Source organism: Pseudomonas sp. F-14 TE3482, from assembly GCF_053629455.1.
The window spans coordinates 5556205-5577057 of record NZ_JBRJII010000001.1 but is presented as its reverse complement, the minus strand read 5'-3'; the positions used below and the strand labels follow the sequence as shown (position 1 = coordinate 5577057).

20 protein-coding genes and 5 tRNA genes are annotated in these 20853 nt (G+C 57.0%); 19 read left to right on the top strand and 6 right to left on the bottom strand.

The features are described from left to right. Positions 1–176: 176 nt before the first annotated feature. Complete coding sequence (locus AB7M26_RS25200; protein WP_007901772.1) at positions 177–695, top strand: cupin domain-containing protein; 519 nt, start codon at positions 177–179, stop codon at positions 693–695. A 184-nt stretch (positions 696–879) separates the two neighbouring features. On the opposite strand, the gene AB7M26_RS25195 is transcribed toward AB7M26_RS25200, so the two are convergent. Beyond that, positions 880–1527: a YceH family protein gene (locus AB7M26_RS25195; protein WP_123496520.1), complete on the bottom strand. Its 648-nt coding sequence runs from the start codon at positions 1525–1527 to the stop codon at positions 880–882. A gap of 140 nt (positions 1528–1667) precedes the next feature. Here AB7M26_RS25195 and AB7M26_RS25190 point away from each other — a divergent pair, with 140 nt between their 5' ends. Further along, positions 1668–2177 carry a DUF1993 domain-containing protein gene (locus AB7M26_RS25190; RefSeq protein WP_007901777.1) on the top strand — a complete coding sequence of 170 codons (510 nt, stop codon included), beginning with the start codon at positions 1668–1670 and terminating at the stop codon, positions 2175–2177. 79 nt (positions 2178–2256) lie between these two features. Here the strand turns inward: AB7M26_RS25190 and sstT are convergent, their stop codons facing one another. Continuing rightward, on the bottom strand, positions 2257–3507 hold the full coding sequence (gene sstT / locus AB7M26_RS25185) for a serine/threonine transporter SstT (protein ID WP_123496522.1): 1251 nt from the start codon (positions 3505–3507) through the stop codon (positions 2257–2259). 330 nt (positions 3508–3837) lie between these two features. Here sstT and AB7M26_RS25180 point away from each other — a divergent pair, with 330 nt between their 5' ends. Then, entirely contained in the window at positions 3838–4992 is a 1155-nt protein-coding gene (locus tag AB7M26_RS25180) for an MFS transporter (protein WP_123496524.1), read from the top strand. Between the two features lie 3 nt (positions 4993–4995). Here AB7M26_RS25180 and nhaR read toward each other — a convergent pair whose 3' ends face one another. Beyond that, positions 4996–5895, bottom strand: coding sequence for a transcriptional activator NhaR (nhaR, locus tag AB7M26_RS25175; protein ID WP_123496526.1), 900 nt, complete (start codon positions 5893–5895; stop codon positions 4996–4998). A gap of 158 nt (positions 5896–6053) precedes the next feature. Between nhaR and AB7M26_RS25170 the strand changes: the two genes are divergently transcribed. Both AB7M26_RS25170 and AB7M26_RS25165 read left to right on the top strand, forming a co-directional pair. Further along, positions 6054–6296, top strand: coding sequence for a hypothetical protein (locus tag AB7M26_RS25170; protein ID WP_123496528.1), 243 nt, complete (start codon positions 6054–6056; stop codon positions 6294–6296). Positions 6297–6323: 27 nt separating this feature from the next. Continuing rightward, positions 6324–7073: a TerC family protein gene (locus AB7M26_RS25165; protein WP_123496530.1), complete on the top strand. Its 750-nt coding sequence runs from the start codon at positions 6324–6326 to the stop codon at positions 7071–7073. A gap of 79 nt (positions 7074–7152) precedes the next feature. Here the strand turns inward: AB7M26_RS25165 and AB7M26_RS25160 are convergent, their stop codons facing one another. Continuing rightward, positions 7153–7323, bottom strand: a complete 171-nt coding sequence (locus AB7M26_RS25160) for a hypothetical protein (RefSeq protein ID WP_225603244.1) — start codon at positions 7321–7323, stop codon at positions 7153–7155. Positions 7324–7495: 172 nt separating this feature from the next. Here AB7M26_RS25160 and AB7M26_RS25155 point away from each other — a divergent pair, with 172 nt between their 5' ends. The 3 genes from AB7M26_RS25155 to AB7M26_RS25145 all read left to right on the top strand — a co-directional run bounded on the left by AB7M26_RS25155 (position 7496) and on the right by AB7M26_RS25145 (position 8773). Continuing rightward, on the top strand, positions 7496–8224 hold the full coding sequence (locus AB7M26_RS25155; protein WP_123496534.1) for a cysteine peptidase family C39 domain-containing protein: 729 nt from the start codon (positions 7496–7498) through the stop codon (positions 8222–8224). Between the two features lie 96 nt (positions 8225–8320). Next, a complete protein-coding gene (locus AB7M26_RS25150) occupies positions 8321–8536 on the top strand; it encodes a DUF6021 family protein (RefSeq protein ID WP_123496536.1) in 216 nt (71 codons plus the stop codon). A gap of 12 nt (positions 8537–8548) precedes the next feature. Then, positions 8549–8773, top strand: a complete 225-nt coding sequence (locus tag AB7M26_RS25145; RefSeq protein ID WP_123496538.1) for a hypothetical protein — start codon at positions 8549–8551, stop codon at positions 8771–8773. A gap of 68 nt (positions 8774–8841) precedes the next feature. Here AB7M26_RS25145 and pbpG read toward each other — a convergent pair whose 3' ends face one another. Next, on the bottom strand, positions 8842–9780 hold the full coding sequence (gene pbpG, locus AB7M26_RS25140) for a D-alanyl-D-alanine endopeptidase (protein WP_123496540.1): 939 nt from the start codon (positions 9778–9780) through the stop codon (positions 8842–8844). A gap of 238 nt (positions 9781–10018) precedes the next feature. Continuing rightward, positions 10019–10873 (bottom strand): bifunctional methylenetetrahydrofolate dehydrogenase/methenyltetrahydrofolate cyclohydrolase FolD, encoded by an 855-nt coding sequence (gene folD, locus AB7M26_RS25135; RefSeq protein ID WP_123496542.1) that lies wholly within the window; start codon positions 10871–10873, stop codon positions 10019–10021. A gap of 275 nt (positions 10874–11148) precedes the next feature. Between folD and AB7M26_RS25130 the strand changes: the two genes are divergently transcribed. The 11 genes from AB7M26_RS25130 to AB7M26_RS25080 all read left to right on the top strand — a co-directional run bounded on the left by AB7M26_RS25130 (position 11149) and on the right by AB7M26_RS25080 (position 20652). Continuing rightward, a tRNA-Arg gene (locus AB7M26_RS25130) sits at positions 11149–11225 on the top strand. A gap of 32 nt (positions 11226–11257) precedes the next feature. Next, positions 11258–11333: transfer RNA gene (locus tag AB7M26_RS25125), tRNA-His, on the top strand. A 57-nt stretch (positions 11334–11390) separates the two neighbouring features. Continuing rightward, a tRNA-Leu gene (locus AB7M26_RS25120) sits at positions 11391–11475 on the top strand. A gap of 78 nt (positions 11476–11553) precedes the next feature. Continuing rightward, positions 11554–11629, top strand: a tRNA-His gene (locus AB7M26_RS25115). A gap of 400 nt (positions 11630–12029) precedes the next feature. Beyond that, entirely contained in the window at positions 12030–13340 is a 1311-nt protein-coding gene (gene tig / locus AB7M26_RS25110; protein ID WP_008011426.1) for a trigger factor, read from the top strand. 93 nt (positions 13341–13433) lie between these two features. Continuing rightward, positions 13434–14069 (top strand): ATP-dependent Clp endopeptidase proteolytic subunit ClpP, encoded by a 636-nt coding sequence (gene clpP / locus AB7M26_RS25105; RefSeq protein ID WP_007901795.1) that lies wholly within the window; start codon positions 13434–13436, stop codon positions 14067–14069. A gap of 113 nt (positions 14070–14182) precedes the next feature. Beyond that, positions 14183–15466 (top strand): ATP-dependent Clp protease ATP-binding subunit ClpX, encoded by a 1284-nt coding sequence (clpX, locus tag AB7M26_RS25100; protein ID WP_007946893.1) that lies wholly within the window; start codon positions 14183–14185, stop codon positions 15464–15466. A 263-nt stretch (positions 15467–15729) separates the two neighbouring features. Further along, entirely contained in the window at positions 15730–18126 is a 2397-nt protein-coding gene (gene lon / locus AB7M26_RS25095) for an endopeptidase La (RefSeq protein WP_008073094.1), read from the top strand. Between the two features lie 149 nt (positions 18127–18275). Then, positions 18276–18548 (top strand): HU family DNA-binding protein, encoded by a 273-nt coding sequence (locus tag AB7M26_RS25090; protein ID WP_002552737.1) that lies wholly within the window; start codon positions 18276–18278, stop codon positions 18546–18548. A 53-nt stretch (positions 18549–18601) separates the two neighbouring features. Continuing rightward, a tRNA-Asp gene (locus AB7M26_RS25085) sits at positions 18602–18678 on the top strand. A gap of 102 nt (positions 18679–18780) precedes the next feature. Next, positions 18781–20652 (top strand): SurA N-terminal domain-containing protein, encoded by a 1872-nt coding sequence (locus tag AB7M26_RS25080; protein ID WP_123496544.1) that lies wholly within the window; start codon positions 18781–18783, stop codon positions 20650–20652. Positions 20653–20853: the final 201 nt, after the last annotated feature.

The window sequence follows — 20853 nt, the reverse complement described above, 5'->3', positions numbered from 1 at the left end:
CAATCGCGGGCAAGCCCGCTCCCACAGGTCCAGCGCTGTCCTTGTGGGAGCGGGCTTGCCCGCGATTGCCGCGACTCGGTCTTCAGTCTGCCCCGGCCATTTACCCGCAAATCCCCGCCTATACTGGCCACCAGCAAGCGAAGACTTGCTCTCCAGCCACCGTGACCGAGGTTTTCATGCATCCCGCCATTCTCAACCTGGATCAGGCCGAACTTTTACCGCTGCCCGAAGAGTTTGCTCCCACCGGAGACGCTGCCGGCCGCTATCAGCAACGCCTGGCACGCATCGGCCAGCAACTGGGCGCGCAAAAGCTGGGTTATCGGTTGTATGCCCTGGAGCCAGGCATGCGTGGCAGTCCTTTTCATAACCATCGGGTCAATGAGGAGATGTTCTACATCGTGGCCGGGGAGGGGGAGATTCGCCTGGGTGCCGAACGCTTTCCGATCCGCGCTGGTGATGTGATTGCCTGTCCGGCAGGTGGTCCTGAAGCCGCGCACCAGATCATCAACACCAGCAACGGCGAATTGCGCTATCTGGCGGTCAGCAGCCAGCAATCACCGGACATTTGCGAATACCCGGATTCCGGCAAATACGTGGTGATGGACGACTTCAAGGTCGATGCCCAGGGCAATGCTTCGGGCTTCGTCGCCGTCGCCAGGCAGGCCGATGGCGTGGATTATTGGGACGGCGAGTAGCAACTCAGAGTGAGCGCGGACCCTGTGGCGAGGGGGCTTGCTCCCGTTCGGCTGCGAAGCAGTCGCAATCCCGGCAAACCCGGTGTGCCAGATGTAATGCGTTACTGTTTTTGGGGCCGCTTCGCGACCCAGCGGGAGCAAGCTCCCTCGCCACAGAGGACCCTCGGTGCATCGGGAACAAGGTCTATTCGAGGCGTGCCAAGCGCTCTTCCAGCGCCGTAATCCGCGCTTCAAGCTCTTCGATTCGCTCAACCGACACACCGCCACTGGTGCCACGTTCCGCCGGGTTCTGCCGGGCAGCCAGGATCGCTTCGATATCCGCCGGATCGCCCAGTGCATGCATGTAACGGTCTTCGCGCTGGCCGGCCTGGCGCGGGATCAACAGCGCCAGACCCCTGGCGATCAAGCGCTCCAGTTGATGCACCACCTGCTCGGCATCTTCGAAGTCATGCATGCGGCCGCTGCGGGTCAGCAGTTCGTTGACCGTCTGCGGGCCGCGCAGAAATAACAGCCCCGTCAGAATCACCTGCGCCGGCACCAGTTCCAGCGCCTTGTCGACCCGATGCTCCCAGCGGTCGGCACGGCTGCCCATTACCAGTCTTGTGAAGCCGCGACCTTCCAGAACGCGCAGGCTCTGGCCAACCTGGCCCTGGCTGAGGTTCATCACCGGTTCTCGGCTGGTTTTCTGGTTGCAGGCAATCACCAGCGCATTAAGCGTCAGCGGATAGGTTTCCGGGCTGGTGGCCTGTTTCTCGATCAACGAGCCCAGAATGCGGATTTCCGTGCTGTTGAGCCGCGGTTCGTCGGAGGTCGTTTCTTGCTCAGTGCTCATCGCGCTTTTCCCTATGCAGTCGAAGCATGCAGTCGAAGCCGCCTAGCCTAATCCTTGCAGGATAAAAGACAAGCCGCAGGGCGGTCGGGCATGGCTATAATCGCTCCACGTTTTTACTCCTGTCACCACACGAGACCATCATGACTATTTCCCTGTACGCCGCTTCCGTTCCGGTTTTCCAGCAAATGCTCAATGCCCTGAGCAACAACCTGAGCAAGGCCGAAGCCCACGCTACCGCGAAAAACATCGACCCGAATGCGTTCCTGCAAGCCCGTCTGTACCCGGACATGTTCCCGCTGGTGCGTCAGGTGCAGATCGCCGTCGATTTCGCCAAAGGTGTTTCGGCGCGTCTGGCTGAAGTCGAACTGCCGAAATACGATGACACCGAAACCACCTTCGCCGAACTGCAAGCGTTGATCGCCAAGGTCCTGGCTTTCATCGGCGAGATCAAACCCGAGCAGATCGACGGCAAGGAAGGCATCGAGATCGTTACCCGTCCAGGCACGCCTAAAGAGAAGCGCTTCACTGGCCAGGCTTACCTGCTGAGCTATGGTTTGCCGCAGTTCTTCTTCCACGTGACCACCGCTTACGCACTGCTGCGTCACAACGGCGTGGAAGTGGGCAAGCGCGATTACATGGGCGCGTTCTAAACCGCCCAGATACAAAAAAGCCCGCCAAGGTGTAAGCCTTGGCGGGCTTTTTTTGCAGGGATGAAAGATCGCAGCGTCGTTATGCCAGACGCTGCGCTTCCCGGGCTTTCTGGGTCTTCTGCTCCTCACCCTGGCACGCCGCCGCGGTGAACAGCACGTCGGTGGAGGAGTTCAGCGCGGTTTCCGCCGAGTCCTGCAACACACCGATGATGAAGCCGACTGCCACCACCTGCATGGCAATTTCGCTCGGGATGCCGAAGAGGCTGCACGCCAGTGGAATCAGCAACAGCGAACCCCCGGCCACGCCCGAGGCGCCACAGGCACAGATCGCCGCGACAATGCTGAGCAGGATGGCCGTCGGAATGTCCACAGCGATGCCCAGGGTATGCACGGCGGCCAGGGTCAACACGGTGATGGTGATCGCAGCGCCGGCCATGTTGATGGTGGCGCCGAGCGGGATCGACACCGAATAGGTATCTTCGTGCAGGCCCAGACGCTTGCTCAGCTCCAGGTTGACCGGAATATTCGCCGCCGAACTGCGAGTGAAAAACGCAGTGATGCCGCTCTCGCGCAGACAGGTGAATACCAGCGGATACGGGTTGCGACGCAGCTTCCAGAACACAATGACCGGGTTCATCACCAGCGCCACGAACAGCATGCAGCCCAACAACACAGCCAGCAGATGCATGTAACCGATCAAGGCGTCGAAACCGGAGGTGGCGAGGGTCGAGGCCACTAGGCCGAAGATCCCCAGAGGCGCAAAGCGAATCACCACCCGTACGATAACCGTCACGCCATTGGACAGATCGCCCAGCACCTCACGGGTGGTTGCACCGGCATGGCGAATCGCAACACCCATGCCGATCGCCCAAGCCAGAATGCCGATAAAGTTGGCGTTCATCAGCGCACTGACCGGGTTGTCGACCACGCTGAGCAACAGACTCTGCAACACTTCGCTGATGCCCCCCGGTGCGGTCACCGCAACGTCTTGGGTCGACAGCACCAGGCTCGACGGAAACAGCGTACTGGCTATCACCGCCACCACGGCCGCCGCGAAGGTGCCCAGAAGGTACAGAAACAGAATCGGCCGGATGTGGGTTTCCTGGCCGTGCTTATGGTTGGCAATCGAGGCCATGACCAGCACGAATACCAGAATCGGTGCGACAGCCTTGAGCGCCGAGACGAATACTTTGCCAATGAAGGCGGTGGACTTGGCCAGCTCAGGCGCGAACAACGCCAAGGCAATCCCGGCGATCAGGCCGATGATGATTTGCGTGACCAGGCTGCTGCGTTTCAGGCGTTGCAAGAGAGAAGGGGATGAAGCGGTCATAACGGCATCTCTGATTTTATTAGGGTGCAGGGTTGTGCTCATGCAGCAAAAAGCCGGGCAGGCCACATGGAGGGAACCGAAGGGTCGCTACATCAATGCCAATGAATGGCCGATGAGCAAAGTGTAAGTACCGCAGGTCGCGGACTTTATCACAGCGTAGCCGTGATCCTTCAGACCTGTGACGATCTGCCACCCGATTGCTCAACGCGATTTGCAGGTTCGTGCAACCTCGTCCGCAAACACTCTGTTAAGCTTCGCCATCCTCATTTTCAAGTTCTGCCAGTGAGCCTTCGGGCTGTCGCTGGTGTCGTCGTTTTCCTGGAGTTCTGCATGCTGTTGCCCATTCTTCTGTTGTCCGCCGCCGGTTTTACGGTGCTGACCACGGAATTCATCATCGTCGGCCTGTTGCCGGCAATCGCCCGTGATCTGGACGTCAGCATCCCTCAAGCGGGTTTGCTGGTGACCCTGTTCGCCTTTACCGTGGCCGCTTTCGGGCCGTTCCTGACCGCCTACTTTGCAAGGTTTGAACGGCGCAAACTGTTTATCAGTGTGCTGATCATGTTCGGCCTGGCCAACACACTGGCGGCACTGGCGCCGAATATCGGAGTGATGGCCATTGCGCGATTGATTCCGGCATTGGGGCTGCCGGTGTTCTGGGCATTGGCCAGTGAAACTGCAGTGGACATCGTCGGGCCGGACTACGCCGGGCGGGCCATCGCCAAGATCGGTTTCGGTATCGTCTGCGCCACCGTGTTCGGCATTCCGGTGGGTACGCTGATTTCCGATGCGTTCGGTTGGCGCAGTGCTTTCGGCATTCTGGCGGTGATCGCGTTTGCCAAGGCGTTGCTGCTGTTTATCTACCTGCCGAAAACCAACCTGCACCAGCATCAGGTGAGTTTTCGCTCGCAGTTCAAAATTCTGCGCAGCCCGTTGATGCTGGGGCATGTGCTGTTGTCGATCCTGGTGTTCAGCGGCATGTTCACCGCGTACACCTACCTGGCGGACATTCTTGAGCGGCTCGCCGGTTTCAACGGCACGGTGGTCGGCTGGTGCCTGATGGGCTTTGGCGCGGTCGGCTTGATCGGCAACTCGTTGGGCGGTCGTGCGGTGGATCGGCATCCGCTGATCGCTTCTGTGACGTTTTGTGCGTTCATGATTGCCGGCATGGTGGCCTTGGTGCCGAACATTCATTCACCCCTTGGTCTGGCGGCAGCGATGGGGATTTGGGGCGTGACTCAGGCCGCGCTGTTCCTGGTCAGCCACGTGCGCCTGATGAAGGCTGCGCCTGAAGCTCCGGCCTTTGCTGCATCGCTGAACATTGCCGGGGCCAACCTCGGAATCGGTCTGGGCGCGATGGTCGGTGGGCGAGTGATCGACAGTGTGGGCCTGGGTGGCCTGGGTTTCGCGGCGGCCGGTTTTATCTTGGTCTCGATTCTGTTGGCGATGGCGCTGATGACCTTCAAACCTCGCGAAATCTGCGCCTGAGCCTCACATCTCGACAAACAACTCGCGTCGGGCACCTTCGGTAATGGCGACAATGCCGGGGTGCTTGACCTTGCGTTCCACTGAGATGGCGTAGAACGACTCGCGCACCGCGTCGGTCTGGCCGATCAACTCCACGTCGCATTGGCGTTTCACTTCGTCGGCAATCACACTCGGGCCGATGAATATCCCGCTGCCGGATTGGCCGAAGGCCTGCATCAGGGCGCTGTCGTCGAATTCGCCGACGATCCGCGGCTGGATCTGCTGTTCGGCAAACCAGCGTTGCAAGCGACTGCGCACCACGGTTTCCGGTCCGGGAATCAGCAGTGGGGCGCCGTGCAGGCTATGAGGGAAGTCCTGGCCATATCGCGCGGCCAGTTCGGCGGTGGCGAAGAAGCTGATGCCGCATTCGCCGAGCTTCTGGCTGTAGCCTTTGATGTCCAGATTCGAGGGCATCGGGCTGTCGGAGATCACCAGATCAAGGCGTTGAATCGCCAGGTCGGCAAGCAAACGTTCCAGTTTGTCTTCGCGACAGGTGATACGCAGGGGCTCGCTCAACTCCATGGTCGGTGCGATCAGGCGATAAACGATGGATTTGGGCACCACATCGGCGACGCCCACCCGAAACAGAATCTGTTGCTCATTGGGCTGCGCCCGCAGCATCAACTCCAGTTCGCCACCGAGTTGGAACATCTGCTCGGCGTAAGGGAGCGTCTGACGTCCGGCTTCGGTGAGTTCCAACTGTCGGCCGACCCGGCGAAACAACTCGATGCCATAGGTTTGCTCGAGCAGGGAAATCTGCCCGCTGATGGTCTGTGGCGTCAGGTTCAGTTGCTCGCAGGCGCGCACAATGCTGCCGGTCTTGGCCACCACCCAGAAGTAATGCAGCTGTCGATAATTAAGCATGTTGATCAAATCCCTTGTTCGCTGCGACGTATTGATTCGTTAAAACCGAAGTATAACCGCTGAAAATACGAATTTTCCTGAAGTGTTTGCTTCCTTAGAATGCTTCGCCATCGACGGATCGCCTTTTCGGTTCTGTCTGTTCTATCGAGGGAAGCATCATGAAGCTTAAAACCACGGCACTGCTGATCACGTCTTTACTGGTGTTGGCCGGTTGCGACCAGGCCGAGAAAAGCGCTCAGCAATTGATGGGCAAGGCTGCCGAAACCGCCAAACAGGCGATTGACGATACCCACAAAGCGGCCGAGCAAGCGCTCAGCGATGCCACGGGCGGTTTGATCAGCAAGAAAGAACAACCGGCCAAAGAGACGGACAAAACCGACTCTTCGTCCCAGGAAATCTAAACCGTTCAAACGAGTCAGGACTGACCCATGGAATACCTTTTAGAACTTGCTGCAAGCCCCACTGCCTGGGTCGCCCTGGCCACGCTGGTGGTGATGGAAATCGTGCTCGGCATTGATAACCTGATCTTTATCTCGATCCTCACCAACAAGCTGCCCGAACAGCATCGCCAGAAGGCGCGACGGATTGGTATCGGCATGGCGTTGATCCTGCGCCTGGCACTGTTGAGCACCATCGCGTTCATCGTCCAGCTGACGGAGCCGGTGATCGAGATACTCGGCCATGCGTTCTCCTGGAAGGACATGATCCTGATCGCCGGCGGCCTGTTCCTGTTGTGGAAAGCGACCACCGAGATCCATCACAGCATGGACCCGGCACCGGATGATCCGACCTCGGCCACCTCGACCGTGACCCTGGGTTTTGCTGCTGCGATTGGGCAGATCCTGATGCTGGACATGGTGTTCTCCATCGACAGCATCATTACCGCCGTCGGCATGACCGAGCATTTGCCGATCATGATCATCGCGGTGGTGGTGTCGGTACTGGTGATGTTGCTGGCGGCTGATCCTCTGGCCAAGTTCATCAACGACAACCCGACGGTGGTGATGCTGGCGCTGGGCTTCCTGATCATGATTGGCATGACGCTGATCGCCGAAGGTTTTGGCGCCCACGTACCGAAAGGCTACGTCTATGCGGCCATGGCGTTCTCGGCCACGATCGAAGGCTTGAACATGCTGTCGCGTCGGGCCAGGCAGAAGCGCATCGCCGCTCAAGCTTAACCTTCGTTAAATGAAACGGCCGCCTGAACTCGAAAGAGTCCAGGTGGCCGTTTTTGTTTGGATGACCGAAAAGCGCTGGTCAGTGCGCGGTGGCGGGGTGGGCAGCCGGCTGATCGGTGTTCGCCACAGGCGCCGATTGAACCGGGTGGTGATGGTGCCGGCGGGTAATACGCAAAACGCCCCACAGCATGGCGGCGGCCACGGCCAGCCAGCCGGAGATCAACATTACAATGGTCATTGTCAGGCTCATCAGTGCCTCCTCTTTGCCCTGCATCGGGCACACATTTCGTCCTTGGTAAGTGACAGTCTAGCCGCTGCTGTATTTCAGGCTATTGACCAAAAGTCGCCTGCCACCAACCAGTTCGCTCTATCGAATGCTGTCAACTGCCGGTTAAGGCTATACCGCTGTCGCGCGGCATCCTATGATCGACGGCCAAGCCGGCTGTGCGATTGCCTGGCGTCTGAACAAGAGAGTGATGATGGTGCGGGTATTTTCTCGAATTCGATCTTTGGTGCTGATCGTTGGCTGCGTTGCCGGCCTGGCTGGTTGTGCGGGGAGCGTGGCGCCTGAGATCAAGCGTCTGCCGGAGCGGGTCGAACTCAGTGGTACGTTCTACCGTGGGCAAAGTTATCAAAGCGGGCCTCAGGTGCTGGCTAGTCTGCTGTCCCGGCAGGGCATCGTGATAACCCCGGGGTTGCTCGACAAACCCCTGCATTTGCCGGGTGCCGAAGACAGGTTGCAGCAGAACATGCAGAACCTCGCCCGCGAATACGGGATGGTGGTTTATCCCCTCGACAGCCATTTGCCGGCGCTGCTGGCCCAGGTTGCGGCCGGTTACCCGGTGATGGTGCGCTTCACTGAAGGCTCGGCGTTCTGGGCTGAGCCGCGATACGCCATTCTCGCCGGTTACAACCGTCAGAAGCAGACGGTGTTGCTGCGCGCCGGGATGGATCGTCGGTTGCTGATGGGGTTCAGCGCCTTTGAATCGGCGTTCGAGAATGCCGGTGGCTGGGCCGTATTGATCCAGAAGCCGGACCAGATTCCGGCCAATGTCGATCAGCAGCGCTGGCTGAAGGCGGCGAGCGATCTTGCCCAGTCAGGTCAAGAGCAGGCGGCGGCCCGGGCAAAAAAAGCGTTGAGCGCGCAGTAGTTTCCGTTCGTCATCTTGCAGGGCACCACTCAGGGTTATTGGCCTCTCATGTAAAGGGCCCGGATTACTTTGCCGGGTCGTGACCAGGAGGCGCCCATGGCTCATTCCAATACCCCTGTCGGCCCGCACTCATCTGAGCATTCGTCCGATAATGAGTTGGGATTCGACCCCGATTCTCCGGACCTCGCCGATCCTCAGGTCGATCCCATCGGCCCTGCCAAGGCGCCCAAGGATATAAAACCGGGTGAGGCGGGCAAGAAGGCTCCCGCGAAACCTTACGATCCACTGGGCGATCTGAAACCCAAGACCTAGTCAGAGGTGCATATGTCTACCGATTCGAGCTTCGACGACAAACGTCCAGATCCTCCAGACAGTGTTCCAACAACCCCCGAGTCGGATCTGGATCCGGTGATGGACCCGGACAGTCCGTTACGGGACCCATTGGCCAGACCGACCGTGGTACCCACAAAGCATCCGCAAGGTTGGAAAGACCCAAGTGCGGGGGACGGCATTCCGGATGACGATCAGATGCCGTTGCCCAATGATTAATCCCGAATAAAAAGCCCCGAATATTCGGGGCTTTTTATTCGGGGCTTTCGTTTGGAGGCGTTTCGAGTTTACTTCGATGCTTCAACCACACCGCTTTGGCGGTGCTTGAGATTCTTGTCGGATTTGTACTGCAGGGCTACGGACGGCACGTTGGCGCTCTTGCCAGTTTCGACCCAGCTGCGAATCCGGCTGGCATCGGCAAAGTGCGTGTACTTGCCGAAGGCATCGAGAATCACCAGCGCCATCGGCCGATCTCCCATGTGGGTCACCAGCACCAGGCAGTGACCGGCCGCGTTGGTAAAGCCGGTTTTGGTCAGTTTGATGTCCCAGTTAGGCTTGTTGACCAAATGGTCGGTGTTGCGGAAACCCAAGCTGTAGTTGGGTTTGCGGAACGAAACGGTTTTTTCCTTGGTGGTGCTCAATTGAGTCAATAGCGGGTACTTGTGTGCGGCGATCAGCAGTTTGCTCAAATCGCGGGCGGTGGACACATTGCGAGGAGAGAGGCCCGTCGGTTCGACAAAGTGGGTGCTGGTCATTCCCAGTGCTTTGGCTTTGGCGTTCATGGCGGCAATGAACGCGACATAGCCGCCCGGATAGTGATGGGCCAGACTCGCAGCGGCACGGTTTTCCGAGGACATCAGGGCAATCAGCAGCATTTCTCGGCGTGGCAATTCGCTTTTGAGTTTGACCCGGGAAAACACGCCTTTCATTTCCGGGGTATCACTGATGTTGATGGAAAGATACTCGTCCATGTTCTGCCGGGCTTCTACCACCACCAGGCCGGTCATCAGTTTGCTGACGGATGCGATTGGCACTACGACGTCAGGGTTGCTGGCATAGATCACTTTGTTGGTTTGCATATCCATCAGCAAGACACTGCCGGAAGCGATCTTCAGCTGTGAAGTGTCTCGGGGTGCGGCAGTGGTTTCTGCAGCGTTGATCGTTGGCGTGGTGAAAGTCCCTGTAAATGCAAAAAACAGGCTCAGGATTGAAAGACGGATTTTCACGCTGGCGGACTCATAAAGGGTGGATATACCGTTTTGTAACGGGCTGTTTCTTTAAAAAGCGACGCATTTTAGGAGTATGGCTGAAGAACTGTCGATGGTTGTTCGATGTTCAGATGAAAGTGCCTGGGCGCCTGATAAAAACGGGCTTTTCCGGCGGATGGTCGAGCTTTTTCTGCAGGTAAAAAGAACCCCGCGACTGGCGGGGTTCCTTTATGCGGCGCTGCAAGCCAGCGTGAACTCAGCCGTGCAGCGTTTCCGCGGCGTACAGCGTGTTTTCCAGCAGGCATGCGCGGGTCATCGGGCCAACGCCACCCGGTACCGGAGTGATCCAGCCGGCGCGGGGCAGGGCGGTTTCATAGATCACGTCACCGACCAGCTTGCCGTCTTCCTGGCGATTGATGCCAACGTCGATCACGATCGCGCCTTCCTTGATCCACTCACCTTTGACCAGGCCCGGCTTGCCGGCGGCAACCACCACCAGGTCGGCGCGACCGACATGGCCCGCCAGATCCTTGGTGAAGCGGTGGGTAACGGTCACGGTGCAACCGGCCAGCAGCAGTTCCATTGCCATCGGGCGACCAACAATGTTGGACGCCCCGACAATGACCGCGTCCATTCCGTATAGATTGGCACCGGTGCTTTCCAGCAGCGTCATGATGCCTTTAGGTGTGCACGGACGCAGCAGCGGAATACGCTGGGCCAGACGGCCGACGTTATAAGGGTGGAAACCGTCGACATCCTTATCAGGACGAATGCGCTCCAGCAATTTGGAGGCGTCCAGATGTTGAGGTAAGGGCAGCTGAAGCAGAACGCCGTCAATCGCCGGGTCATCGTTCAGGCGATCGATCAGATCGGTCAGTGCTTCTTGAGTGGTTTCGGCAGGCAGGTCGTAGGCTTGGGAAAGGAAGCCGACCTCTTCACAGTCTTTACGCTTGTGCGAGACATAAACCTGAGAGGCAGGATCGCTGCCGACCAGGATCACCGCGAGGCCAGGCGTGCGCAGACCTTGCTGGCGACGCTCGGCGACTCGTTTGGCGATCTGCTGGCGCAGGCTGGCGGCGATCGATTTGCCGTCGATTAGTTGTGCAGTCATTGCGCGTGATTAACCATCGAGAGGGGAAAAAAAGAGAGCGCATTCTCGCATGTCATGAGGTGAGGGCAAAGGCGCTTGGTCTGCAAATTCCCCTAACCCCTTTAATTAAATGAATTTTTTTTAAAAAGGATTTGACGACCTCTGGGGGGCTCTATACTATTCGTCGCACTTGTCGGGCACAGCCTAGCACTGGTTGAGAAGGTCGAGCGGGGTTACGCTTCCGCAAGGCTGAAAAGCACTTAGTTTGTAGTCCTTCAAGGGTACAGATTAACAAGGCGCCCGTAGCTCAGCTGGATAGAGCATCCGCCTTCTAAGCGGATGGTCGCAGGTTCGAGTCCTGCCGGGTGCGCCATTAGGCAACTTTGGCACAAGTAACGCGATATGGTGGGCGTAGCTCAGTTGGTAGAGCACGGGATTGTGACTCCCGTTGTCGTGGGTTCGATCCCCATCGTCCACCCCATATTTCGAAAGGCGCCAGATTAACAGTCTGGCGCCTTTGCTTTAACAGCTTCAATCCGCGGATGTGGTGGAATTGGTAGACACACTGGATTTAGGTTCCAGCGCCGCGAGGCGTAAGAGTTCGAGTCTCTTCATCCGCACCAAATAAAGCTTCACTCTTGCCGCTTGGCTTGGTTGGGGCTCAGCAAAGAAGTTGTTTGGCTTCTTTGTCACGCAATATGGTGGGCGTAGCTCAGTTGGTAGAGCACGGGATTGTGACTCCCGTTGTCGTGGGTTCGATCCCCATCGTCCACCCCATATTTCGAAAGGCGCCAGATTTAACAGTCTGGCGCCTTTTTTGTTTCAGTGGTTTGAGTGTCGACGACTGCAGGTTGTGGGTCGCAGGGGCAGGTCGTTTCATCGTATTTATGTTTCTCGATGATGCACGATTTGCCCGCCGATCCCCTCGCGGGGTCGGCTGTCAGGGATGGATTGCCGATTCCTTCTATATATAGAAGGATTGGTGCAGAGCCTTGGCATGACTGGCTGTATTTGCTAACAGGGCGAGGCACAACCGTTTGTCCCCGCCTATAAATTGCCTGCTGCTTTTTTACCCGTTTTCAGTAGGGTGACTTCTTGAGTTTGACCCACTAGAATGCATGCCCTTGATTCTGGGGTCGGAAACGGCCGGCTAACGTCTGTGCAACGAGGAATATCCATGCAAGTTTCTGTTGAAAATACTACTGCTCTTGAGCGCCGCATGAGCGTCACCGTGCCGGCTGAGCGCATCGAGAGCCAGGTCAACAAGCGTCTGCAGCAGACCGCCCAAAAGGCCAAGATTGCTGGCTTCCGTCCAGGCAAAGTGCCAATGAGCGAAATCAAGCGCCGTTTCGGTGCTGACGCTCGCCAGGAAGCTGTAGGCGACGTGATCCAGTCTTCTTTCTACGAAGCTGTGGTTGAGCAGAAGCTGAACCCGGCTGGTCAGCCTTCGATCGAGCCTAAATCCCTGGAAGCAGGCAAGGACCTGGAATACGTAGCCGTATTCGAAGTGTTCCCGGAGTTCACCGTTGCCGGTTTCGAAGGTATCGCTGTCGAGCGCCTGAGCGCTGACGTGGCTGATGCCGATCTGGACAAGATGCTGGAAATCCTGCGCAAGCAGAACACCCGTTTCGAAGTCGCCGATCGCGCTGCTCAGAACGAAGATCAACTGAACATCGATTTCGTCGGCAAGGTCGACGGTGAAGTGTTCGCTGGCGGTTCCGCCAAAGGCACCCAGCTGGTGCTGGGTTCCGGCCGCATGATCCCTGGTTTCGAAGACGGTCTGGTCGGCGCTAAGGCCGGCGAAGAGCGCGTTCTGAACCTGACCTTCCCTGAGGACTATCAGAACCTCGACCTGGCAGGCAAAACCGCTGAGTTCACCGTAACCGTGAACACTGTTTCCGAGCCTAAACTGCCAGAGCTGACCGAAGAATTCTTCGCTCAATTCGGCATCAAGGAAACCGGTCTGGAAGGCTTCCGCACCGAAGTTCGCAAGAACATGGAGCGCGAACTGCGTCAGGCGATCAAATCCAAGGTCAAGAATCAGGTTATGGACGGTCTGCTGGCCACCAACCCGATCGAAGTGCCAAAGGCGCTGCTGTCCAACGAAGTTGACCGTCTGCGCGTGCAGGCTGTTCAGCAGTTCGGTGGCAACATCAAGCCTGACCAACTGCCGGCCGAGCTGTTCGAAGAGCAAGCCAAGCGCCGCGTTGTGCTGGGTCTGATCGTGGCTGAAGTGGTCAAGCAATTCGACCTCAAGCCTGACGAAGCCCGCGTTCGCGAGATGATTCAGGAAATGGCTTCGGCTTACCAGGAGCCTGAGCAGGTTGTGTCTTGGTACTACAAGAACGACCAGCAACTGAACGAAGTCCGTTCGGTTGTGCTGGAAGAACAAGTTGTGGATACTGTTCTGCAGAAAGCTAGCGTGACCGACAAATCGGTCTCTTACGAAGAAGCTGTCAAGCCGGTAGAAGCTCCACAAGCCGACTGATCGTTTTTGCGGTAAGAAGCACACACCATAAGCCAGCCTTCGTGCTGGCTTATGCGTATTCAAGACATAACTATTTGGGAGTGACTGCAGAGCATGTTCCGTAATTCCTATATTCAGCAGAACTCTGATATCCAGGCCGCAGGCGGCCTGGTCCCGATGGTTGTCGAGCAGTCTGCTCGTGGCGAGCGCGCCTATGACATCTACTCGCGCCTTCTCAAGGAGCGAGTGATTTTTCTGGTTGGTCCGGTAGAGGACTACATGGCCAACCTGATCTGTGCGCAACTGCTGTTCCTTGAAGCGGAAAACCCGGACAAGGACATCCATCTCTATATCAACTCCCCGGGCGGTTCGGTCACGGCGGGCATGTCGATCTATGACACCATGCAGTTCATCAAGCCAAACGTGTCGACCACTTGTATCGGTCAGGCGTGCAGCATGGGCGCGTTTCTTCTGACGGCCGGTGCCCAGGGCAAGCGTTACTGCCTGCCGAACTCGCGTGTGATGATTCACCAGCCACTGGGCGGTTTCCAGGGCCAGGCTTCGGATATCGAAATCCATGCCAAGGAAATCCTCTTCATTCGTGAGCGTCTCAACACGCTGATGGCCAAGCATAGCGGGCGCACTCTTGAAGAAATCGAGCGCGATACCAACCGCGATAATTTCATGAGCGCTGAAGCCGCGCGTGAATACGGGTTGATCGATGAAGTGATCAACCAGCGCCCCGCTTAATAATAAGCAGCTCAAAATAGGGTTGGTCAGCTGGTCTGATCACCGGCGGGCTTGAAAAAGCCCGCAATAGCCTTCATCTTGTGTTGCAAGCCTATCGGATTTGGATCGAACGAATGACTGACACCCGCAACGGCGAGGACAACGGCAAGCTGCTCTATTGCTCCTTCTGTGGCAAAAGCCAGCATGAAGTACGCAAATTGATTGCCGGCCCCTCGGTCTTTATCTGCGACGAGTGCGTCGACCTGTGCAATGACATCATCCGTGAGGAGGTGCAGGAAGCCCAGGCCGAAAGCAGCGCGCATAAATTGCCTTCGCCTAAAGAAATCAGCGGCATCCTTGATCAGTACGTGATTGGTCAGGAGCGTGCGAAAAAGGTTCTGGCCGTAGCGGTGTACAACCACTACAAGCGTTTGAACCAGCGTGACAAAAAGAATGACGACGTCGAACTCGGCAAAAGCAACATCTTGCTGATCGGCCCGACAGGCTCGGGTAAAACCCTGCTTGCCGAAACACTGGCCCGCTTGCTGAACGTTCCGTTCACCATCGCCGACGCAACCACCCTCACCGAGGCGGGTTATGTAGGTGAAGATGTCGAGAACATCATTCAGAAGCTGCTGCAGAAGTGCGATTACGATGTAGAAAAAGCCCAGATGGGTATCGTCTACATCGATGAGATCGACAAGATCTCACGTAAATCTGACAACCCGTCGATCACTCGGGACGTTTCCGGTGAAGGCGTACAGCAGGCCCTGCTCAAGTTGATCGAAGGTACGGTCGCTTCCGTTCCACCTCAAGGTGGTCGCAAGCATCCGCAGCAGGAATTCCTTCAGGTCGACACCCGTAACATCCTGTTCATCTGCGGTGGTGCGTTCTCCGGTCTGGAAAAGGTTATTCAAAACCGTTCCACCAAGGGGGGCATTGGTTTCAACGCGGAAGTGCGCAGCAAGGAAGAAGGCAAGAAAGTCGGTGAATCCCTGCGTGAAGTCGAGCCTGACGATCTGGTCAAGTTCGGTCTGATCCCGGAGTTCGTTGGTCGTCTGCCGGTACTTGCTACGCTGGACGAGCTTGATGAGGCTGCGTTGATGCAGATTCTCACCGAGCCGAAAAATGCTCTGACCAAACAGTATGCCAAGCTGTTCGAGATGGAAGGCGTGGACCTGGAATTCCGGGCTGACGCGCTGAAATCGGTCGCCAAACGTGCCCTGGAACGCAAAACCGGTGCCCGTGGTCTGCGTTCGATTCTCGAAGGTGTATTGCTCGACACTATGTATGAAATCCCCTCGCAGTCCGAGGTGAGTAAAGTAGTGATCGATGAAAGCGTTATAGAAGGCAAGTCCAAGCCACTGTATATCTACGAAAACAGTGAGCCGGCTGCCAAGGCAGCGCCAGACGCCTGAGCGTCACACTGCTGAAATAAAGAAGGGGCCTTCGGGCCCCTTTGCTATTGTGGGAGCTGGCTTGTCGGATCGTCGAACCACTGTGAAGGCAGCATGACATCCGACCTTTTTGGATGTATCCGGGCCCACGCAGGCGCTACCGTAAGCGGCGATCTTTAAAGTGGTTTTTTTATCCGCTTGTTTTTTTTGAAAACAGCCCCCATCTTGGTTTCAAGCTTACTTCCATCTGTTTACGGCCTTATGGCCGCCGTAGAGGCGAAATCATGAAGACAACCATCGAATTGCCTCTCCTGCCATTGCGTGATGTCGTGGTTTATCCGCACATGGTTATCCCGCTGTTCGTGGGGCGCGAGAAATCCATCGAAGCCCTCGAGGCAGCGATGACGGGCGACAAGCAGATCCTTCTGCTGGCTCAGCGAAATCCTGCTGACGACGATCCCGGTGAAGAAGCACTTTATCGCGTAGGTACCATCGCCACCGTTCTGCAGCTGCTTAAGCTGCCTGACGGCACGGTCAAGGTTCTTGTCGAAGGCGAGCAGCGGGGCGCCGTGGAGCGCTTCAGCGAAGTCGACGGCCACTGCCGTGCCGAAGTTTCGCTGATCGACGAAGTCGACGCGCCTGAGCGCGAGTCGGAAGTGTTTGTCCGCAGCCTGCTGGCTCAGTTCGAACAATATGTGCAGCTGGGCAAGAAAGTCCCCGCTGAAGTCCTGTCGTCGCTTAACAGCATCGACGAGCCAGGCCGCCTGGTTGACACCATGGCCGCGCACATGGCCCTGAAAATCGAGCAGAAGCAGGAAATCCTCGAAATCATCGATTTGTCGGCCCGGGTCGAGCACGTTCTGGCGTTGCTGGATGCCGAGATCGATCTGCTGCAAGTCGAAAAACGCATTCGCGGCCGCGTTAAAAAGCAAATGGAGCGCAGCCAGCGCGAGTACTACCTGAATGAGCAGATGAAGGCCATTCAGAAAGAACTGGGCGACAGCGACGAAGGCCACAACGAAATCGAAGAGCTGAAGAAGCGTATCGATGCCGCCGGCCTGCCGAAAGACGCGTTGGCCAAGGCTCAGGCCGAACTGAACAAGCTCAAGCAAATGTCGCCAATGTCCGCGGAAGCGACGGTGGTGCGTTCGTATATCGACTGGCTGGTTCAAGTGCCGTGGAAGGCCCAGAGCAAGGTGCGTCTGGACCTTGCCCGTGCCGAAGACATTCTCGACGCCGACCACTATGGTCTGGAAGAAGTCAAAGAGCGGATCCTCGAATACCTCGCCGTGCAGAAGCGCGTGAAGAAGATTCGTGGTCCGGTGCTGTGCCTGGTTGGTCCTCCCGGGGTGGGTAAAACCTCTCTGGCGGAGTCGATCGCTCACGCCACCAACCGCAAATTCGTGCGCATGGCCCTCGGTGGTGTGCGCGATGAGGCGGAAATTCGTGGTCATCGCCGGACTTATATCGGTTCGATGCCAGGAAGATTGATTCAAAAAATGACAAAGGTGGGCGTCCGCAACCCGCTGTTCCTGCTCGATGAAATCGACAAGATGGGCAGCGACATGCGTGGCGATCCGGCGTCGGCGTTGCTGGAAGTGCTCGACCCCGAGCAGAACCACAACTTCAACGATCACTATCTGGAAGTCGACTACGACCTGTCCGATGTGATGTTCCTGTGCACCTCCAATTCCATGAATATTCCGCCGGCGCTGCTGGACCGGATGGAAGTGATTCGTCTGCCGGGTTACACCGAAGACGAGAAGATCAACATCGCTGTCAAATACCTTTCGCCGAAGCAGATTACGGCCAATGGACTGAAGAAAGGCGAGCTGGAATTCGACGCCGAAGCGATCCGCGACATCATCCGCTACTACACCCGCGAAGCCGGTGTGCGTGGGCTGGAGCGCCAGATTGCCAAGGTTTGCCGCAAGGCGGTCAAAGAGCATGCGATGGAAAAACGCTTCTCGGTGAAGGTCACTGCCGACATGCTCGAGCACTTCCTGGGCGTGCGTAAATTCCGCTACGGTCTGGCTGAGTCGCAGGATCAGATCGGTCAGGTCACAGGCTTGGCGTGGACTCAGGTGGGGGGCGAATTGCTGACCATCGAAGCCGCGGTCGTTCCGGGTAAAGGCCAGTTGATCAAAACCGGTTCTCTGGGTGACGTGATGGTCGAATCGATCACCGCAGCCCTGACCGTTGTCCGCAGCCGTGCGAAGAGCCTGGGGATTCCTCTGGACTTCCACGAGAAGCGCGACACCCACATCCATATGCCTGAAGGGGCAACGCCGAAAGATGGCCCTAGCGCCGGTGTAGGCATGTGCACGGCCCTGGTGTCAGCATTGACTGGCATTCCTGTACGCGCAGATGTTGCCATGACCGGCGAAATCACCTTGCGTGGTCAGGTGTTGGCAATTGGTGGTTTGAAAGAAAAACTGCTGGCTGCTCACCGTGGTGGAATCAAGACGGTGATCATTCCTGAAGAGAACGTACGCGATCTGAAGGAAATTCCTGACAATATCAAGCAAGATCTACAGATTAAACCAGTTAAATGGATTGACGAGGTCCTGCAAATTGCGCTGCAATACGCGCCGGAGCCCTTGCCGGATGTGGTTCCGGAGATCGTTGCAAAGGATGAAAAACGCGAGACTGACTCTAAGGAAAGAATTAGCACGCATTAGTACGCATTTGCCTGGGGGGCTTGTTGACAGTTTTTTAGAGCCCTTGTTATAAAGCGGCTCTTAAGTGTCTGTAGGCCATTCAGCACTCGTTTTTTTGCTTTCACCAAAAAACTTAGAATCAAACTCAAATAGATATAAGGGGACTTAGAGTGAACAAGTCGGAACTGATTGATGCTATCGCTGCATCCGCTGATATCCCGAAAGCTGCTGCTGGCCGTGCGCTGGACGCTGTAATCGAATCCGTCACTGGCGCTCTCAAGGCTGGCGACTCTGTTGTTCTGGTTGGTTTCGGTACCTTCTCCGTAACCGATCGTCCAGCTCGCATTGGTCGTAACCCACAGACCGGTAAGACGCTGGAAATCGCTGCTGCCAAAAAGCCAGGTTTCAAAGCCGGTAAAGCACTGAAAGAAGCTGTCAACTAAGTTCGATTCAGGTTTTTGCCTATCCGGGTCGGGGTCATTCCTGACTTGGCAGCGGAGCGGTAGTTCAGTCGGTTAGAATACCGGCCTGTCACGCCGGGGGTCGCGGGTTCGAGTCCCGTCCGCTCCGCCAGTTACGAGAAGGCGCATCCTCGGATGCGCCTTTCTTCTATCCGGATTCTACCCACGCTCCACGGTTGCCTAATTTTGAAGTTCAACCGTTTCTGGGGGACGCATGCTGCAGAATATCAGGGACAATTCACAAGGCTGGATTGCCAAGACCATTATCGGGATCATCGTTGTACTGATGGCTTTCACCGGTATCGAGGCCATTTTCCAGGCGACGACCAACAGCCAGGATGCGGCCAAGGTCAATGGTGAAGAAATCAGTCAAAACGAGCTGAACCAGGCGGTCGATATGCAACGCCGTCAGCTCATGCAACAGCTTGGCAAGGATTTCGATGCTTCCTTGCTCGACGAAAAAATGCTGCGCGAATCGGCCCTCAAAGGCCTGATCGATCGCAAACTGCTGCTGCAAGGCGCAGAAAAATCGAAATTCGCTTTCTCCGAAGCGGCTTTGGATCAGGTGATCCTGCAAACGCCTGAATTCCAGGTGGAAGGCAAATTCAACGCCGATCGCTTCGATCAGGTGATCCGTCAACTGGGCTATAGCCGTCTGCAATTTCGCCAGATGCTGGCTCAGGAAATGCTGATCGGTCAGCTACGTGCGGGCTTGGCCGGTAGCGGCTTTGTCACCGATGCACAGGTTCTGGCCTTCGCCCGTCTGGAAAAACAGACCCGCGATTTCGCCACCTTGAACGTCAAGGCAGATCCTGCGGCGGTGAAACTGACTGACGACGAAGTCAAAGCCTACTACGACGAACACGCCAAGGAATTCATGACGCCGGATCAGGTGGTCATCGACTACCTCGAATTGAAGAAGGCGTCGTTCTTTGATCAGGTCAGCGTCAAGGACGAAGACTTGCAAGCGGCGTATCAGAAAGAAACCGCGAACCTGTCCGAGCAACGCCGGGCTGCGCATATTCTGGTCGAAGTGAACGATAAGGTGAGCGAGGCGCAAGCCAAGGCCAAAATCGAAGAAGTGCAGGCGCGTCTGGCCAAAGGCGAGAAATTCGAGGCTCTGGCCAAGGAGTTCTCCCAGGATCCAGGCTCGGCGAACAACGGCGGTGACCTCGGTTATGCAGGTCCAGGCGTCTACGATCCAGCGTTTGAAAAAGCCCTGTATTCGTTGGCCAAGGATCAGGTTTCGGAGCCGGTTCGCACTGATTTCGGTTTCCACCTGATCAAGCTACTGGGCGTTGAAGCCCCTGAAGTGCCGACGTTTGCCAGCCTGAAAGACAAGCTGACCCGCGAGCTGAAAACCCAGCAGGTCGAGCAGCGTTTCGTCGAGGCGACCAAGCAATTGGAAGACTCGTCGTTCGAAGCCTCCGATCTGGCCCAGCCGGCACAAGACCTGAAGCTGACTGTCCACACGTCCGCGCCATTCGGCCGGGAAGGTGGCGAAGGAATTGCGGCCAACCGTGCCGTAGTGACCGCTGCGTTCAGTCCTGAAGTGCTGGATGAGGGTGCCAACAGCACCGCCATCGAGCTGGACCCGGAAACCGTGATCGTGCTGCGCGCCAAGGAACACCGCAAGCCTGAGCAACTGCCGCTGGAAAGCGTGGCTGCCAGCATCCGTGCGCAGCTGACCAAGGAGCATGCCAGTGCTGCCGCCAAGACCAAGGCTGATCAACTGATCGTCAGCCTGCGCGATGGCAAGACTGCACTGGACCAGGCGATCGATGGCCAGAACTGGAAAGTGACTCAAGCTGCGACGCGTGCTCAGGAAGGGGTCGATCCGACTGTGCTGCAAGCGCTGTTCCGCATGCCCAAGCCGGTTGCCAAAGACAAGCCGACCTTCAGCAGCGTGACCCTGGCCGATGGTAGCCTGGTGATCGTGCGTCTGAACGGCGTGAACGAAGCTGCGGCGCCGACCGAAGAGGAGAAGGTTCAATACCGTCGCTTCCTCGCTTCGCGCATTGGCCAGCAAGACTTCGCGGCTTACCGCAAACTGTTGGAGAGCGAGGCTGAGATCAAGCGTTTCTGATGCTTGACTGAGCTTTGCGCGACACAAAACCCCGGCCGTTAGGCTGGGGTTTTTTATGGGTGAAACAAAAACGGCATGAGCTACCCGTCGCCTGCTTATTTACCGCGCGACTTTTTCCTGTCAGTAACAGTCAGTAGACTTGTAACTGTTTCAAGACACCAAACGGTGCGACGCTAAGCATCGATCTGTTGCACAATACGC